We start from the raw sequence: 15,378 nt of genomic DNA on the forward strand, positions 1-15,378 counted from the left end.
TCCAGTGTTTTCCAGGATCATCCGCGTTGATCGCGCCGCAACGGATGATCTTCCGGGATCTCGACCATGACGATCCGGATCCCCTCCGGATCCTCGATCCACATCTCGACCAGCCCCCACGGCTCGGCGCGCGGCTCACGCACCACCCGAACCCCGGCATCGACCAGGCGCGCGTGCTCGGCCCGGACGTCCCGCACCTGGAGCCACAGCATCGGCGCGCCCTCGCCCGCCGTCCCCGGCCCGCGTCCCGACACCTCCAGGAACCCGTTGCCGAGGAAGAACACCAGGCCGGGATCGTCCGGCGGGCCGAACTCCCGGTACACCGCCAGCCCGAGAACGTCCCTGTAGAAGCGGCGCGCCCGCTCGGGATCGGCCGGACGGACCAGCATGCGACTGCTCAGAACCTCCATGCGCTCCATCATTCCCAGTGGGCGATATGGCAGCCTTGTCCGCGTGACGGACCCTGAAACCGCCCCCCGACGCGTCTGGCTGATCCGGCACGGCGAGAGCGAGTCGAACGCCGGCCTCCCCTCCCACGGCCCCGGTGCCTCGCCGCTCACCCCGCTCGGACGCCGCCAGGCGGACCGCGTCGCCGCCCTGTTCCCCTCCGCGCCGTCCCTCATCGTCAGCTCGACCTTCGTCCGCGCACGCGAGACCTCGATGCCGACGCGCACCCGCTTCCCGGACGTCCCCTATGAGGAGTGGCCCGTCCAGGAGTTCACCTACCTCGGCTCACTGCACGGCCCGAACACCACGAACGAGGAACGCCGTCCCCACGCAGTGGCCTACTGGAAGCGGTCCGACCCGTCCCACGTGGACGGCGGTGACGGCGAATCCTTCCAGGACCTCGTCTCACGCGCCCGCGCGATGCTCGACACCCTGGCCGCCCGCCCCGAACCCGGCCTCACAGCGGTCTTCTCCCACGGCCTGTTCATCCGCGCCGCCATATGGACGCTCCTCACCGGCATCACTGAACCGACGTCCGACCAGATGCGCGCCTTCCACCAGTTCATCCAGGTCGGCCTCACCCCGAACGGCACGATCGTCGAACTCACCCCCGACCCCCAAGGCCTCTTCACCCTCACCCTCGGGACCCCCACCGCGGACCTCGACCTCACCCCGCAGAGGACCGGAAAGGACTAGCCCCTTTCGCGCCTGGGCAGGTGGGCGTAGGACGTCGGTCGGCGCGTCTTCGATGCGGCCGCGCTCATCGTGCCCGTAGCCGGTCGTGGAGGGTGCGGGCCACGTGTGCCATGACGACCTCCGCCGTCGGCTGGATCGCCGCGGGCACGGTGGATTCGGTCAGGGCCGCGACGGCGTACCGGGAGCCGTCGTCGTGTTCGACCACCCCGATCTCGTGGCGCAGGTTGAGCAGTGTGCCGGTCTTGGACGACCACCGTGAGGCGTCCGAGCTGAAGTCGGGCGCGAGCCGGTGCCGGATGACGTTCAGGCCCATGAGGGAGCGTACCTGTGCGGCGACCGCGGCGGGGACGCGGGTGGGGACCCACAGGGCTTGGAGGAGGTCGACGCAGGCCCGGGCGGTTCCGGTGTTCGCGCGGCTGACGTCCAGCTGGGGGACCGGGTGCCCGCGCCCGGCGGTGCGCGACCCGATTGCCAGTGACTGGGCGAGGTGGACCTCGCCCGGCTCGAACCGCTCCACCGGGGTCTGGGTGAGCTCGTCCATCGAGTGGCGCACGGCGATGCCGGCGATGCCGGCCCTCTCCAGGACGCGGTTCACCTCGGCGGGCGGGACCAGGCTGAACAGAGCGTCCGTCGCGCCGCTGTCGCTCATCGCGGTGCTGAGGTAGAGCAGGTCCTCGACGGCGATCCAGGCCGGGTGCCGGAACCTGCTCAGCCCCACCGGACCTGGTGTCGTGATGCGCCCGGGGGACACCTCGATCACGGCTGCCGCGTCGATCCGCCCGTCCTGGACGTGCTCCGACACGGCCACCGCGAGCGGCACCTTGACCAGCGACGCGATCGGCAGCTCAAGGTCTGGGGCGATGCCGAGCTCGTCGCCGGTGTCCAGGTCCCGGACCAGGTAGGAGCCGACCAGTCCCGCGTCCTTGAGCATGCCCTGGAGCTCCTGGACGGCCTGTTGGACGCTCATGGCCGCCCCCGCTCGCCGACCGGTACACCCAGACAGCGCGCGATCGGCTCCCTAAGCCCTTCGCTCACGGCTCGCACGTCGACGCCGCTGCCGGCGCGCAGCTGGTAGCCGCGGGCGACGGGTTCACCCACCAATGCGCGCCAGGACAGTCCCAACTCGTCGGCCTGTGCCAGCGAGCACAGCAGCAGGGCGCCCGCACGGAGGGTCTCGGACACGGCTGCGGTGAGCGAGGGTGCGAGGGTGATCTGCGCGGGCAGCAGGGCTGCGCGGTGACCGAGCTGTTCCAGGTGGTCCCGGATGTGGGGCAGGTCGTCCTCCGGCTGGATCCAGATCCGCTGGAACGTGCGCTGTGCCCGCCAAGGCCGTAGCGCCTCGATGTTCAGTGGCCGCCGGTCGGTGCCGGCCGCGTCGCCCACTCCGAGCGGGATGGCCCAGGTGGCCTCGGACGGCGGGACGGCGACGAGGGCCAGGCGCACCTCGTGAGCGTTGAGCAGCTCCGTGCGCGCGGCAGGGTCCGCGTGCCGGAACCCGAGGACCATGCCCAGATCGCGGGCGGCCGCGTCGAGTACGGCCAGCGGCCGGACCGGGCAGATCGCGGGGACCGCGAAGGCCAGCGGCTTGAGCTTGGCCTGCCCGGCGTCGTACTCCAGCGCGTCCGCGAGCTCGACCAGCCGTTTCGCGGACGGGAGCAGGTCCCGCCCGAACGGGGTCAGCGCGGCCCGGCGGCCGGAGCGGTCGAACAGGAGACCGCCCAGGTGCCTCTCGAGCGCGGCGATCCGCCGGCTCGCGACAGGCTGCGGAACCCCGGCCGCCGCAGCGCCCAGCGTGAAGCTTCCCCGCTCGCCCACATGGGCGAACACCCGGCACGCCCCCACCAAGTCCACCGCCGCATCGTATGCGGAAAGCGCATGAAAGGCGTCAATTCCGTCTTTGTGTGAATGGATCGGCCGACGGCAGGCTGTCGGCCAGGCCTCTCATGAAGGCCGCGCTGGACGCCCTCGGCTGATCACGCACAAGAGGAGAACCGCAATGACGTCTTCCCCCCGGCACGACCCGGCCGGCCAACTTTCCAGGCGCCGCTTCGGCCAGTTCGCCGCCTTCGCCCTTGCCGCAGGAGCCGGCTCGCTCGTCCTCCCCGGACGTGCCGCCGCAGACGGCGCCGATGCGCAGACCTTCTATGACCGCGCCCGCGAGCTTGCCGGGAACGACCCTGTCCTGTGCGCCCTGGAGAAGGCGCTGACCCCCGGCATGCCCCTTCCTCCGTTCCCGCCCGTCCCGGAACCGGTGAGGCTCTTCGACGACCTCGCCTTCCTGAGCGCCGGCTGGGTCTCCGCGATGGCCGTGCTGACCGACGAGGGCATCGTCCTGATCGACGCGCTCACCTCCCCGGCGGACGCCGAGAACGTCATCGTCCCCGGGCTGCGCGCGCTGGGCGCCGACCCGGCGGCGATCAAGTACATCGTGGTCACCCACGGCCACTACGACCACTTCGGGGGCGCGCAGTTGCTCGCCGACCGCTACGGGGCACGGGTGCTGATGTCCCCGGCCGACTGGGACCTCGTCGCCCGCACCGGGCCCGCCGACGCACCCGTCCGGGACCTGGACATCATGGACGGCCAGAAGCTCACGCTCGGCGGCACCACGATCCGGCTGCACCACACCCCGGGTCACACCCCGGGTACCGTTTCGCCGATCATCCCGGTCCGGGCGGGCAACCGGCGCCACACCGCCATGCTGTGGGGCGGCATGTTCCCACCCGACACGCTCCCGGAGCTGCGCACCTTCCTCTCGTCCATCCAGTCCTTCCGGGCGCGGGCGCGGGCGGCGGGCGCGGACGTGGAGCTGTCCAACCACCCCAACGACCACGCCCTCGAACGTGCGCAGCAGCTTCGCGACCAGCCCGGCGGACCGAATCCTTTCGTGCTCGGCCGGCCGCGGACACAGCGGTTCATGGCCGTGATGGACGCCATGCTGCGCGGCCGGATCGCCGACGCCGAGGCCACCGGAGTCTCCCCGAGCCCACGGGCAGCGGGAGCGCACGCGTGCTGCTGAAAGCCGCCCAAGCCGCGGCACCCTGCACCTGACCCGGCCGCGCGCCGGTACCCACCCAAGCCGAGCATCTCCTACGGCGCGCGGCCGGTCGCCCGGACGCCGAAGAGCGAGCCCTGTCCCAGCGCCTGGTCGGCGAGCGGGCGCACCGTCGCCACGCGCCGGAGGATCAGGCTGTGGCCATGGCTCCGGCGCCTTCGGGCAGCAGGGCCAAGAGCTGTGCCGCGTGGTTCGGCAGCTCCACTTCTGTGAGGCCCGTGATGAGTTCCCGCAACGGCATGGGCTGATCGACCAGGACTTCGCCATTGGACAGGAGCAGGGCCGGCACCAGTGTGTCGAGTTCGGCCTCGCTCAGCATCGGTCCCCCGAGTGCGCAGAGGGCGTCTCCCAGGAGACGGATGCGGTCACGAAGCCCCGCGTTGCCGCCGGTGAGCGCGATGACGCGTTCGATGGTCCAAGAGTCCTGCGCCATGCGGTTGTCATACGTCGTGTTCGTTCCCGAAGCGACAGCGGAGACGGCCGCGATGGTGGCGCCGGTGACGATGGCGACGTGCGCCAGAATCTGATCGGCGTTCCACTCGCCGGCCGGTGGGACGGGGCTCGTGTCGCCGGAGTCGGCCACTGTGGCGGCAGCGTCCAGCAGCGCGCGGTAGGCGTCCCGAAGCGAGGTGTTGTCCATCATGTCTTCTTTCTGTGGTCGTGTACGGAGTGAATCCGGGAAGGCTGGGCGACTGCCGTCTCAGGCGTGCGCGGGGGACATCTCCCAGGGCGCCTGCGGGAGGACCTCGCCGGTCTCGAGCAGCGACTTGAGGTTCGCCAGCACGGCCGGCCATCCGCGCGAGATTCCGCCGAGCATCTCCAGGTTGGGGAGGTTCTCGTGGGTCACGGTGAGGCGGACGATGTCCTGGTGCGGCTCGACGAGGAAGGTGACAACCGACGGCTCTCTCGGCGATTCGGCGTCAGGAGTGTCCTCGAAGGTGATGACCAGGCGCGTCGGGGGCTCGGCCTCGAGCACCTGACCGACGACGTCGACGACACCTGATTCGTCGGCACGTCGGTGTTCCCAGGGCGAGCCGGGCTGCCAGTCCGAGACGTTGGCGTGTCCCCAGTACCGCGCCGTCAGGTCCGCGCTCGTCAGGGCCTGCCACACCTGATCCGCGCTCGCGTGGATGTAGGTGACATAGACGTAGTTCGGGACGGATGCGGGTCCGTTGGTCATGGCGTGTTCCTCCGCCTGGTTCTTGATGGCACTGATCACTTGCAGGCGCGGCTTGTCGAACCCCGATATCCAGCGCTCCTCGATCTCGTGGATCGGCGTCGGGTTGAGGTAGTGAAGCCGTTCCCGTCCGCGCCGCACGACGGTCACGAGGTTGGCCTGTCGAAGGATGTCGAGATGCTGTGTCGCCGACTGGCGCGCCATGTCCAGGCGTTCACACAGCTCGCGCAGCGTCTGGCCGTTGTGCTCGCGCAGACGGTCGAGCAGGAGGCGCCGGGTGGGGTCGGCCAGCGCCTTGAAAACCGGGTCCATCGCTCTCGCTTCGAAACTCACGCCCTGATTATGCAGGTATATACCTGCATAATGTCAACGGTGAGACCTGGCTCTCCGAACCCGGCTTCCTGCCGAGGTCAGGGAGCAGGCGGCTCAGGCCGGAAGACCGGGCCCTGGGCGTGCGGTAGTCCCGGCACCCCAGGGAAGGCGTCCGGGCCGGTCAAGAGACGGCCCAGCAAGAGATCGACGGGTACTCGGTGGTCGGCGGCGCGGCAAGGAGCGCCACGCGGTGGAGGGCGGGATCAACAGCCTCAAGCACCGCCCCGCGGTGGCCACGCGGTATGACGGGCTCTCCGTCCGCTATGAAGCGACCGTGCTGGTCGCAGCCGCCAACGAGTGGCTGTGACCAGCACTTCCGAAACACGGCCTAGGAGGCGAAGCCGGCGAAGTAGCTCGCGACCATGTCCTCCCCGCCGTGCCCCTGCTCGGTCGCGCGGACGAACCGCTGCCGCGCGGCCTCCGTCAGGTCCACCCGGACGCCCGCAGAGGACGCGGCCTCCAAGATGAGCCCGGTGTCCTTCGTCGCGTTCAGCACCGTGAACGTCGGGCTGAAATCACGGTCGAGGACGGCCCGCATCTTCGTCTGCAGGTAGCCGCAGTCGAGCGGCCCACCCGACACGACCTCGCCGAACGCGTTCGGATCCAGGCCCAGCCCCTCCGCCAGCGCCATCGACTCGGCCACCAGCGACGCCAGCGTGATGGCGTACCCGACCGTGACCATCTTCAGGCGCGTGCCTCCGCCCTCCGCGCCGTCCTCGCCCAGCCACAGCGTCCGCTGCCCCACGGCGTCGAACACCGGCTGCACCACCTTGCGCGCGGACTCCGGCCCCGCCGCCAGGACGACCAGCTTCCCCTCCTCGGCGGGCTGCCTGCTGCCCTGTACCGGCGCGTCCACGAACGTGAGCCCGTGCTGGACGGCCAACTCGGCAAGGGGCCCGATCGCGGCCAGGCCGACCGTGCTCATCTGCGCCCACACCGCGCCCACGCGGGCCTGCGGCGCCGCCTCTGTCATCACCTCGGTCACGATGCCGCCGTCCGTCATCATCGTGACGATCACGTCGGCGTCCGCAACGGCCTCGCCGGGGGAGTCCGCGACCCGCGCGCCCGCCGCGCCCAGCGGCTCGGCCCGCGCCCGCGTCCGGTTCCACACCGTCACGTCCAGTCCGGCGCCGACCAGGTTCCGTCCCATCGGGAACCCCATGGTCCCCGTCCCGAGCAGGGCGACAGCCGTCATCACGGCCCCCTCCGGTCCCGCGCGGCGCCCTCCGCGCCGCGCCTCCGCCGATCTCCTACCCAGATCAGCGACCCACAGGACACGCGGGACACGAACCCGCCGCCAGCCGCTGAGCCACGAACCCGCACGTCAGCCCGGGGTCACGACCCCACACAACAGTCGTCGGACCCGCCTGGTCGACTCGTCCGTCAGCCACCAGGACTGCGAATCTGCCATCAGCCGTGGGAAGCGATGCCGTTCGCACGCCACGGCCTTGATGGAGCAGCCGCTCGCCAGCAGATCTCGGACTATCTGGACCATTCGTCGGTCGTCATGGTGCGGCTGCCCTGGTCTCGATGAGCCTCACTGACGGTGTCGGAGTGGACGACGATGGGCGTTCGCAGGCGACGAAGCCTTCGGCTACCGGCGTACTGGGGCGGGCGGGATGTCTGCCAGACAGCCGGTGTCGGGGGTTCGCAGGTCGCGGATGAAGCCGGTCTGGATGGCGGCGACGCAGCCGCTGGGTTCGTGCTCGGCGACGTGGCCGGTGTTGGGGACTTCCACGACGGTGGAGTGGGAGAACTGGCGTGCGGCCTGTCGGCCTGTCTCGGTGGGGGTGTTGGCGTCGAGGTCGCCGGAGGTCACCAGGACGGGGACGTCGGGGAACGGTCCGCTGGTCGGCTGGCTTGGTCCGTGACGGTCGGGCCAGCGGACGCAGGTGTTTCCCTGGTCGTAGCTCATGCTGGTCCAGGCTCGCTTTCCGAAGGGCCAGTACTCCTGCTCGGGCAGTGCCGCGCGCGCGGCCGAGAACTGCTTGAGCCGGGCCGGGAGCGAGGCTTCGCGGCTCCACAGCGTCGGATAGTCGTTGCAGACCACGGTGGCGGCCAGTTCGGGGTTGAAGGGCTGGGTCTCGTCCCGGGACAGTGATGATCCGCTGAGCGGTGCGGCCTGCCGGGCGGCCTCGATCAGGGGCGCGTCGTCGGAGCGCAGGGCGCTGCGGACCATGGCGGGGACGTCACCGATGCCGGCGGGTGCCGATTTGGCCATGCCGTAGACGATGGAGGCCAGAGCGGTGTCGTCCAGCCGCCGCTGCCGTCCGGCCAACGTGTAGGAGATCGGACGGATCCGGAGCCGCTGCGCGAGCCGCGCGATCTCGCGCAGCACCTGGTCGCCGTCGCATGCGCCGTTGCTGCGTTGGCAGACCAAGCGCAGGGCCCGGCGAGCGGCGCGCGCGTTAGGACGACCCCACATGTCCACCGTGAGCGGGTAGGCGCTGGAGAGCACAAGCGACCGTACGCGCTCGGGATGCCGTTGCGCGTACACCGTCATCAGGTAGGTGCCGTAGGACTCCCCGAACAGGTCCAGCCGTCCGATGCGCAGCTTGGCCCGGACGGCGTCGATGTCATCGGCGATCTCGGCCGAGATGTAGCCGCGCGCACGAACCCCCAGGCGCTGGCCGCAATCCCCGACCGCCCGCACGAAATCCTCGCGCGTGGCGGGCAGCGAGCCGAGTGTCCCGCAGTTGAGCGGATCGGAGCGGTTCACCCCGCGGGGATCGACGAGCAGCAGGTCATGGTCCTTCAGCAGATCGCCGAACATCCGCGTGTACGCGGCGGCGGACGCGATCGCCGAATCGCCGGGACCACCGGGATTGATCGTCACGGTTCCCCCGGCAGGCCGGGACGTGTCGCGGTGCTTGATCAGCGTGTAGGCCACGGTGATGTCGCCCAGCCCGGGACGGGCCCGCACCAGCGGCACCCGCACCGTCCCGCACACGGCCCCCGCCACCGTCCCGCACCCGGCCGACGCTTCTCGCACTGCCCTCTGGGACGTTCCGGCACCTCCCGGCGGCATGGCGGCCACCCCTCCGACCGTCACCGCGGCGAGCCCCACCGCAAGCACCCCGACGTTCTTCGAGATCAACTTCATGCGTGGAAGCCTGGATCCCGCAGGACCGGTCACACATCGACCCGCACAGGGAACCCGCGCCCCCTACCTCAGGGGGAGACGACCCCGGCTGTACGCCCAGCCCGCCAGCCCAGCTCCGCGCCGCGCCGCGCTTTGCCGGGGGAAGAACGTCACCGAAACACGTTGTGCGGCCGAATCTGGTGCTGCAGGACTAACGTCAGGTCGTGGCCGTCGTGGCCGTCGTGGCCGTCGTGGCCGTCTGGGTTCAACCTCCTGGGATCGCCTGCGCATCATGCGCATCGTCGAGGCAGTCCGCCGCAGGCCGCTCAGCCGTAGGCGGGATTGTCGTCCTGGATCTCGGTGTACGGGACGGCGAACGCGTCGAGCGTCCGCTCCAGGTTGGCCGACCACCACGCCACGAGCGCCGTGGGCGCGCCGCCGCCGTCGGACGGCTCGTCGCCGAGGTACCGGCGCCGCAGCGACGCCACATCGCAGAGCCGCTCCCACCAGGCCCGGTGGACGGCCGACTGGATCTGCCCGGAGTCCAGGTCGATGACCGAGCGGTGGCCGCGCAGGAACGCCTGGACGCGGTCGAGGTCGAGCCCCCGGTCGTCCCCGCACGCGAACAGCCGCGCCGCCGCCCCGACCACCTCGCCCGCGAGCGGCCCGGTGGTCAGCGCGTCCCAGCCGAGCACCGCCGAGACCTCTCCCGACCGTCCATACCGGAGATGCCCCTGGTGGAACGCGCCGTGCAGGCGCCCCACCATGCTCGTGTCGATCTCCGGCGGCTGGTGGTCGGCGAACTCGTCCAGAAGCTCGCGGCGTTCGCGCAGCCGCCGGACGGTCAGCGCGGAGAAGTCCGTCCCGTCGTCGGACGTCTCGGCGAGCGCCGCGTCCACGGCCTCGATCGCCGCGGAGGCCCGGGAGGTCGCCACCAGAAGGCTCTGCTGCACCGGTCCGGTCGCGCGGTCGAGCTCGGTGTGCAGCCGTCCGAGCAGTGCCCCGAGCCGCTCGCACTGGACGAACGTCAGCTCCAGCCCGTCCCGGCGCCGCCCGGACGCCCAGGGGAACAGCTCGTAACCGCGTCCGCCCGTGACGACCAGCGTTCTGCCGTTGCGCGCGGGAATGGGCGCGAGGACCGGAAGCCCCGCGCCGTCCAGCGCGGCCATCGCCTCATGCCGCAGCGCGATCCGCTTCCGATCCGGTGCGCCGTGCTCCCGCAGAAGGTAGGACGTGCCGCCGGCGTCCAACCGCCAGCGGCGCTCACTGCCTCCGGCCAGTGGTTCCGGGGCGGCCCCGGCTTCGATCTCCCAACGACGCGGCAGCCGTGGCGGCAGCGGTTCGTCGTCGTGAACCCGCGATGACGTCGGCACCTCGGTCCCTCGCTGGACTCGGTCGAACGAATGTTCTGCCGCCGACGCTACACGCTCAGCCGTCGTCCATGAAAGCGAACCGCTGGCATCCGCCGTCCCGCCCCGCGCAGAGGAAAACCCGCGCGGGCGGCGGGACGAAGCGCGTCCCACGTTCCGCGCGGGCGGACATCAAGCGCCCCGCGCCCTAGGCACCCAGGTCAGATGCGCTCGAGCACCACGACGGGAATCTCACGATCGGTCTTCTGCGTGTACTCGTCATAGGCGGGCCACACCGCGACCATCTTCTTCCAGAGCCGCGGCCGCTCCTCCGCCGTCGCCGTCCGGGCGCGCGCGTTGAACCGGTCACCCCAGACCTGCACCTTCACCTCGGGGTCGGCCTCAAGGTTCTGGTACCAGAGCGGGTCCTCCGGCGCGCCGCCCTTGGACGCGATCACGATGTAGTCGTCGCCGTCCTGCTGGTAGATTAGCGGCGTCGTGCGCTCTTTGCCCGACTTGCGTCCCACGGTGGTCAGCAGCAGCGTGACGGTGCCGTTCCAGTCGTGCCCCTCAACGCCGTCGGTCTCCTGATAGCGCTTCACGTGTTCCTTGCCGAACAGCATTGGTCCTCCTCGATTCCCAACGGATGTCCTCACGGCGCGACATCACGCGACCGCGACAACATCCGTCGGCCCGAGGACCTTCCCCCCAGCTCAGAGGCCACGCGGGGGACCAGGTCAATTCTCGTTCAGCAGACTGTTCAGGAACCGGACCGTCTCGTCCGGACGGGACGCGGTGATGCACAGGTCGTTCATCACCCGCATGTAGGTGTCCACGTCGGCGGGCTTGTCCAGGTAGAGCGCGCTGGTGAGCTGCTCCAGGTACACCACGTCCGACAGGCCCGGCTCGGCGAACCGCAGGATCGTGAACGGCCCGCCCGTCGCGCAGGGCTCGGACGCCTCGTACCGCACGACCTGCAGCGTGACGTTCGGCAGGTCGGCCATCTTGAGCAGGTGCTGCAACTGGCCGCGCATGACCTCGCGCCCGCCGAGGCTGCGGCGCAGCACCGCCTCGTCGAGGACGGCCCACAACGTCGGCGCGCCGGGCTCGACGAACCGCTCCTGCCGCGTCATCCGCAGCCGGACGCGTCGCTCGACGTCCTCCTCGGTGGCGTCCGGGTGACCGAGGCGGACGACGGCCCGCGCGTAGTCCTCGGTCTGCAGCAGCCCCGGTACGAACTGCAGCTCATAGCAGCGCAGCAGGGAGGCGGCCTCTTCGAGCCCGAGGTAGGTCTCGAACCAGTTCGGTAGAACGTCGCCGTAGCGGTGCCACCAGCCGGGGGTGTTGGCCTCGCGTGCGAGCTCCAGCAGGGGAGCGCGGTCCGCGGGGTCGGTGACGCCGTAGAGCGTCAGCAGGTCGGCGACATCGCGTTCCTTGAACCCGACGCGTCCGAGCTCCATCCGGCTGATCTTGGAGTGCGAGCCGCGGATCTCGTACCCGGCGTCCTCGGTCGAGATCCCCTTCCCCTCGCGGAGCCGGCGCAGCTGCGCCCCCAGCAGGATGCGCAGCACGGTCGGACCGCCGCGGCGCGGGTAGTCGAGCAGACGTCCGGGTGTGGAGTCGCCCTCCGCTGGAGGAATGGGTGCAGCAGCATCCTGGGGCAAGGGGTCACCAGCCAGTCTTGGCGAAACGGCATCGACCATCGTAGAGGATCACATCGTGCCACGCCGCCTGCCGCGCCAGAAGGTCTCCTGAACGTGGCGAGGCAATGCGCCTCCGTGAACACCAACCGGCACCCGGGACGCGTCAGGCCTCCGAACCATTCGCCCCAGCCCCCGGGCAACGCGTGAACTCTCTCACGTGCCTACATGCCGCTCCCGGGCCCACCCACTCTGACATGCCGTTCTTTCTCGCACCCCGATACCCCGTCGCAGCGCGTGACGCAGCTCTCGCCCGTCAAACGCGAACACTACCCCGGCGAGACGTTGTCATTACTGCAGAGCAACGAGCACCACGCCGCTTTGGCAACGCCGAAACGCCTCACAGGCAACGGTGACCACCACGCCTCCGAGCCGACGACGAACACCATGCCCCCCGGGCAACAGCGATAACAGGGGTAACGATGGACATCCACTTCCTCACCACCGGCCGGGTGCCCGAGGACGCCCGTACCTTCGCCGAAGCCGCCGTCCGCGCGGCCCTGACCGACACCCGCGCGTCAGCCGTCTCCGTCAGGGGCACCCTGAGCCTGGCCGCCGACACGTCCCTCCCGCGCCCGGCCCTGGCGCAGGCGATCGCCACCCTCGACGGCCGCGCCCTCCGCGTTCAGGCCGCCGCCCCGACCGTTGGCGAGGCGATCGCCCTCCTCCAGGAGCGCCTGACCGTCCGCGTCGCCTACCTCCGCGCAAGCTGACCCCACGCCGCAAAGTCCGCTCGCATTGAGCGCCTCCTCCATGCGAGCGGACGTCCCCAACTGGCCCCCCAGCACATCCGTCGCCTGAGCCGCGCCTTCACTCAGCCTCAACCCCTTCTTACTCAGCCCGCAGAACATCGCTCGCACAAGCGGCACCCTCACACGAGCTAAGCCCACCCCTACTAGGCCAGTAGGCCTGCGACGGTGCCGGGCTGAGTCCACTCCTGCTGGGCCCGTTGGCCTTCGGTCGTGACCGGTCCTGGCGTTCGTGAGTCCATTCCTGCTGGGCCGGTAGGCCTGCGATGTTTGCCCGCCTCCGCGCGCCGGGCTGAGCCCGTAGGTCTTCGGTCGTGACCGGTGGGCAGCGGCGCCGGTCCTTGCGTCCGTGAGTCCACTCCTGCTGGGCTGGTAGGTCTGTGCTGGTGCTCGCTTCCGCGCCGGGCTGAGTCCATTCCTGCTGGGCCGCAGATCTTCGATCGTGACCGCCCTCCGCGCGAGCCGAGACTGCTCCTGCGCCGCCAGGTCCCGTGCGGTCGGCGGGCGGACGGGCGGCGGCGCCCGCGTCCCTCGTGTCCAGGACCAAGCTCGCCGAGTCGGTGGCCGCCGCGGCGGAGCGCGCGGACAGCGCGCGTAGGCTTCGGCGAGCCCGAGCCCGAGCCCGAGCCCGGCGGCGTGGGTCGGCCGTCCCCGAGGCCGGGCCGCCGAGGCAGCGCCGCGAACGCGACGCAAGCGCCTGCGGGAGCCTCAGAACTTCGGTCGTGTGACCGCTCTGCCGCGCGGGCTGAACCTTCCTGGCTGGGCTGCGGGACTTCGGCCACATGGACGCCTCATTGGACGAAAACCCCTTGCTCCGGCGCGAACGCCCAGGCAGGCTGCCTGGCGTCGGAGGAGGGCCCATGCAACCGCGAGAAGTACGAGCCGAGTACGACCGGGACTCGATCACCGTCTACCAGGCGTTCTCCGCGGCCATCGCGAAACCGGCCCTGGAACACGGGCGCTTCGTTCCTCCGTTCTCCCGCACCCGCATGACGTGGATCAAGCCGTCGTTCCTGTGGCTGATGGCCCGCAGCGGCTGGGCCCGCAAACCCGGCCAGGAGACGATCCTTGCTGTCCGCATCACCCGGCAGGGCTGGGACGAGGCACTTTCCCTGGCCGTGCCGACCGATCCCGACCGCCGCGTCTACCGCTCCAGCGACGAATGGCGCGCCGCGTTCCGCCAGGCCCAGGTCCACGTCCAATGGGACCCCGAACGCTCCCTACGCGGCGAGAAACTCGAGCCTCGCGCCCTCCAACTCGGCCTGAGCCGCCACATCATCGACCGCTACGCCGACGACTGGACCCTCTCCATCGAGGACCGCACTCCCTTGGTTCGCAAGATCCACCACCACCTCCAAGCCGGCGATCTGACCAGAGCAAGACTTCTCCTCCCCAAGGAACGCCCCTACCCGCTCCCCAGCTCAACCGCTCACCAACTGGGCGCGACCTCCGAGGGCTCCGGGAAGAGATGAACAAGCTCTCTGAAGGCCACTCTGATTGCGCCGAACCGGCCGCTTGAACCACGCAGAACCGCGAGCAAGCTCCGCCATGCGGCCATGCGGCCATGCGGCCATGCGGATGGGCAGGGGTGGGTGGGCCCGTCGCGGTGGCCGCTGCAGGGCCCATCGGGGACGGGCCCGTAGGGGGGATCAGGATGGGTGGAAGCCTGGCGTGGGGTCGGGGTCGCAGCCGAGGAGCTCGTGAAGGATCGGCGGGAGCTCGTCCCAAAGCCACTCGTTCACGCTCCCGGGATAGTCCTCAGGTGGTCTGACCTCGAGCAGATGGTTGCTGATCGACGCCAACCGGACGGCGATGGGCCCCTCGTTCCACAACGGTTCATCGGTTCCCCAATACTCGGCGAAGTCGCCACCGGTCACCAGGGACTCGCACGGCTGGACGCGTGTTCCGTTGCTGATGCCGAGCGGCAGTAGCCGCCTGCTCAGGCTGCGCAAGACGTTGGTCGCGGGCAGGTCGTGGGCGCAGGACACCCCCGACATGCGGAGCTCCGGCAGCCCGAGACGCCCCATGCCCAGGGTGGACAACTCCAGGCAGGCGCAGGCGTCCACCCCGTCGTCGCCGGCGGGACAAGGCGCCGCGACCTTGCCGGTGGCGTTCACGATGATCCAGTCGCCGGCGAGGACGAAGCGGCCGCCGTCGTCAGGCTGGGCCGCCGGCAGGACGATGCCGAGGTCATAGTCCGCGACGATGCCGTCGGTGGCCTCGCGAACGGCGTGCGCGACGGCGCGGACGACACGGGCGCCGAACGGCCGGTCGCGCGCGGACAGCACGCCGCTGACGCCGATGTTCCACTCCGCCGAACGCAGGTAGGCGAGATCGCCGTCGTGCTCGTCCTCGTCGTTGAGCGACGTGATCGCGGTCAGATCCCAGGGCGATTTGGACGCAGGGCAGAGCGAGACGGTCAGCTCCGGACCGCCGAGACGCCGCATCGCATGAGGTGCGAACGGCGCGGAGACATGTTCGAGGATCGCCGCGGGCAGGTCGTCGGGACACCGCTCGGCGGCGACCACGAAGGTCCAGTGGGTCCGGTCGGGAACGGTGAGACGGAACGTCTCGGTCATCGGGGGCTCCTTGTGCCGTGGTTCAGGTACACGAACCAGGCTGGAGCGCCGCGTCCTCGAAAACTAACTGAACATCATTCTGTGGATAACCGCTCACACTGCCCTGGAAGGGCTCCAACACGGCCGAGGCCAAGCACACGGCCCAAGCCGGCCCTCGTGAGGAGCACCATTC

15 protein-coding genes are annotated in these 15,378 nt (G+C 70.4%); 4 read left to right on the forward strand and 11 right to left on the reverse strand.

Features of this window, described 5'->3' with window-relative positions; all coding sequences use genetic code 11:
- Positions 1–17: 17 nt before the first annotated feature.
- Complete coding sequence (locus tag AB0L06_RS31425; protein ID WP_500234753.1) at positions 18–410, reverse strand: VOC family protein; 393 nt, start codon at positions 408–410, stop codon at positions 18–20.
- 43 nt (positions 411–453) lie between these two features.
- Here AB0L06_RS31425 and AB0L06_RS31430 point away from each other — a divergent pair, with 43 nt between their 5' ends.
- Positions 454–1,143 carry a histidine phosphatase family protein gene (locus AB0L06_RS31430; RefSeq protein ID WP_500234754.1) on the forward strand — a complete coding sequence of 230 codons (690 nt, stop codon included), beginning with the start codon at positions 454–456 and terminating at the stop codon, positions 1,141–1,143.
- Between the two features lie 64 nt (positions 1,144–1,207).
- Here the strand turns inward: AB0L06_RS31430 and AB0L06_RS31435 are convergent, their stop codons facing one another.
- Together AB0L06_RS31435 and AB0L06_RS31440 are read right to left on the reverse strand one after the other, a co-directional pair.
- Positions 1,208–2,110, reverse strand: coding sequence for a serine hydrolase (locus tag AB0L06_RS31435; protein ID WP_500234755.1), 903 nt, complete (start codon positions 2,108–2,110; stop codon positions 1,208–1,210).
- Positions 2,107–2,994: a LysR family transcriptional regulator gene (locus AB0L06_RS31440; RefSeq protein WP_500234756.1), complete on the reverse strand. Its 888-nt coding sequence runs from the start codon at positions 2,992–2,994 to the stop codon at positions 2,107–2,109. Before AB0L06_RS31440 ends, AB0L06_RS31435 begins: the two co-directional genes overlap by 4 nt.
- Before the next feature lie 145 nt (positions 2,995–3,139).
- On the opposite strand from AB0L06_RS31440, the gene AB0L06_RS31445 reads away from it, so the two are divergent.
- Positions 3,140–4,162, forward strand: coding sequence for an MBL fold metallo-hydrolase (locus AB0L06_RS31445; RefSeq protein WP_500234757.1), 1,023 nt, complete (start codon positions 3,140–3,142; stop codon positions 4,160–4,162).
- A gap of 166 nt (positions 4,163–4,328) precedes the next feature.
- On the opposite strand, the gene AB0L06_RS31450 is transcribed toward AB0L06_RS31445, so the two are convergent.
- The 7 genes from AB0L06_RS31450 to AB0L06_RS31480 all read right to left on the reverse strand — a co-directional run bounded on the left by AB0L06_RS31450 (position 4,329) and on the right by AB0L06_RS31480 (position 11,782).
- Positions 4,329–4,841, reverse strand: coding sequence for a hypothetical protein (locus tag AB0L06_RS31450; RefSeq protein WP_500234758.1), 513 nt, complete (start codon positions 4,839–4,841; stop codon positions 4,329–4,331).
- A 57-nt stretch (positions 4,842–4,898) separates the two neighbouring features.
- Complete coding sequence (locus AB0L06_RS31455) at positions 4,899–5,708, reverse strand: ArsR/SmtB family transcription factor (protein WP_500234759.1); 810 nt, start codon at positions 5,706–5,708, stop codon at positions 4,899–4,901.
- A 367-nt stretch (positions 5,709–6,075) separates the two neighbouring features.
- The gene (locus AB0L06_RS31460; protein ID WP_500234760.1) at positions 6,076–6,942 is read right to left on the reverse strand and encodes an NAD(P)-dependent oxidoreductase; all 867 of its coding nucleotides are present in this window, start codon (positions 6,940–6,942) and stop codon (positions 6,076–6,078) included.
- 399 nt (positions 6,943–7,341) lie between these two features.
- Positions 7,342–8,850 carry an alpha/beta fold hydrolase gene (locus AB0L06_RS31465; RefSeq protein ID WP_500234761.1) on the reverse strand — a complete coding sequence of 503 codons (1,509 nt, stop codon included), beginning with the start codon at positions 8,848–8,850 and terminating at the stop codon, positions 7,342–7,344.
- 305 nt (positions 8,851–9,155) lie between these two features.
- Positions 9,156–10,202, reverse strand: coding sequence for a phosphotransferase enzyme family protein (locus tag AB0L06_RS31470; protein WP_500234762.1), 1,047 nt, complete (start codon positions 10,200–10,202; stop codon positions 9,156–9,158).
- Positions 10,203–10,399: 197 nt separating this feature from the next.
- On the reverse strand, positions 10,400–10,801 hold the full coding sequence (locus AB0L06_RS31475; RefSeq protein WP_500234763.1) for a nitroreductase family deazaflavin-dependent oxidoreductase: 402 nt from the start codon (positions 10,799–10,801) through the stop codon (positions 10,400–10,402).
- 114 nt (positions 10,802–10,915) lie between these two features.
- Complete coding sequence (locus tag AB0L06_RS31480) at positions 10,916–11,782, reverse strand: Sco1979 family transcriptional regulator (RefSeq protein ID WP_500234812.1); 867 nt, start codon at positions 11,780–11,782, stop codon at positions 10,916–10,918.
- A gap of 518 nt (positions 11,783–12,300) precedes the next feature.
- On the opposite strand from AB0L06_RS31480, the gene AB0L06_RS31485 reads away from it, so the two are divergent.
- Both AB0L06_RS31485 and AB0L06_RS31490 read left to right on the forward strand, forming a co-directional pair.
- The gene (locus AB0L06_RS31485; protein ID WP_500234764.1) at positions 12,301–12,591 is read left to right on the forward strand and encodes a hypothetical protein; all 291 of its coding nucleotides are present in this window, start codon (positions 12,301–12,303) and stop codon (positions 12,589–12,591) included.
- A gap of 896 nt (positions 12,592–13,487) precedes the next feature.
- A complete protein-coding gene (locus AB0L06_RS31490; protein ID WP_500234765.1) occupies positions 13,488–14,099 on the forward strand; it encodes a DUF4291 domain-containing protein in 612 nt (203 codons plus the stop codon).
- 177 nt (positions 14,100–14,276) lie between these two features.
- On the opposite strand, the gene AB0L06_RS31495 is transcribed toward AB0L06_RS31490, so the two are convergent.
- Positions 14,277–15,206 carry a hypothetical protein gene (locus AB0L06_RS31495; protein ID WP_500234766.1) on the reverse strand — a complete coding sequence of 310 codons (930 nt, stop codon included), beginning with the start codon at positions 15,204–15,206 and terminating at the stop codon, positions 14,277–14,279.
- Positions 15,207–15,378: the final 172 nt, after the last annotated feature.

The sequence above is a fragment of the Spirillospora sp. NPDC052269 genome, from assembly GCF_040679435.1.
Classification (GTDB): Bacteria; Actinomycetota; Actinomycetes; order Streptosporangiales; family Streptosporangiaceae; genus Spirillospora.

What these genes read in the sequence shown, in the direction of transcription:
- AB0L06_RS31425 (WP_500234753.1), bottom strand. Translation starts at nt 410, where the DNA reads ATGGAGGTTCTGAGCAGTCGCATGCTGGTCCGTCCGGCCGATCCCGAG.
- AB0L06_RS31435 (WP_500234755.1), bottom strand. Translation starts at nt 2,110, where the DNA reads ATGAGCGTCCAACAGGCCGTCCAGGAGCTCCAGGGCATGCTCAAGGAC.
- AB0L06_RS31445 (WP_500234757.1), top strand. Translation starts at nt 3,140, where the DNA reads ATGACGTCTTCCCCCCGGCACGACCCGGCCGGCCAACTTTCCAGGCGC.
- AB0L06_RS31450 (WP_500234758.1), bottom strand. Translation starts at nt 4,841, where the DNA reads ATGATGGACAACACCTCGCTTCGGGACGCCTACCGCGCGCTGCTGGAC.
- AB0L06_RS31460 (WP_500234760.1), bottom strand. Translation starts at nt 6,942, where the DNA reads ATGACGGCTGTCGCCCTGCTCGGGACGGGGACCATGGGGTTCCCGATG.
- AB0L06_RS31465 (WP_500234761.1), bottom strand. Translation starts at nt 8,850, where the DNA reads ATGAAGTTGATCTCGAAGAACGTCGGGGTGCTTGCGGTGGGGCTCGCC.
- AB0L06_RS31475 (WP_500234763.1), bottom strand. Translation starts at nt 10,801, where the DNA reads ATGCTGTTCGGCAAGGAACACGTGAAGCGCTATCAGGAGACCGACGGC.
- AB0L06_RS31485 (WP_500234764.1), top strand. Translation starts at nt 12,301, where the DNA reads ATGGACATCCACTTCCTCACCACCGGCCGGGTGCCCGAGGACGCCCGT.
- AB0L06_RS31490 (WP_500234765.1), top strand. Translation starts at nt 13,488, where the DNA reads ATGCAACCGCGAGAAGTACGAGCCGAGTACGACCGGGACTCGATCACC.
- AB0L06_RS31495 (WP_500234766.1), bottom strand. Translation starts at nt 15,206, where the DNA reads ATGACCGAGACGTTCCGTCTCACCGTTCCCGACCGGACCCACTGGACC.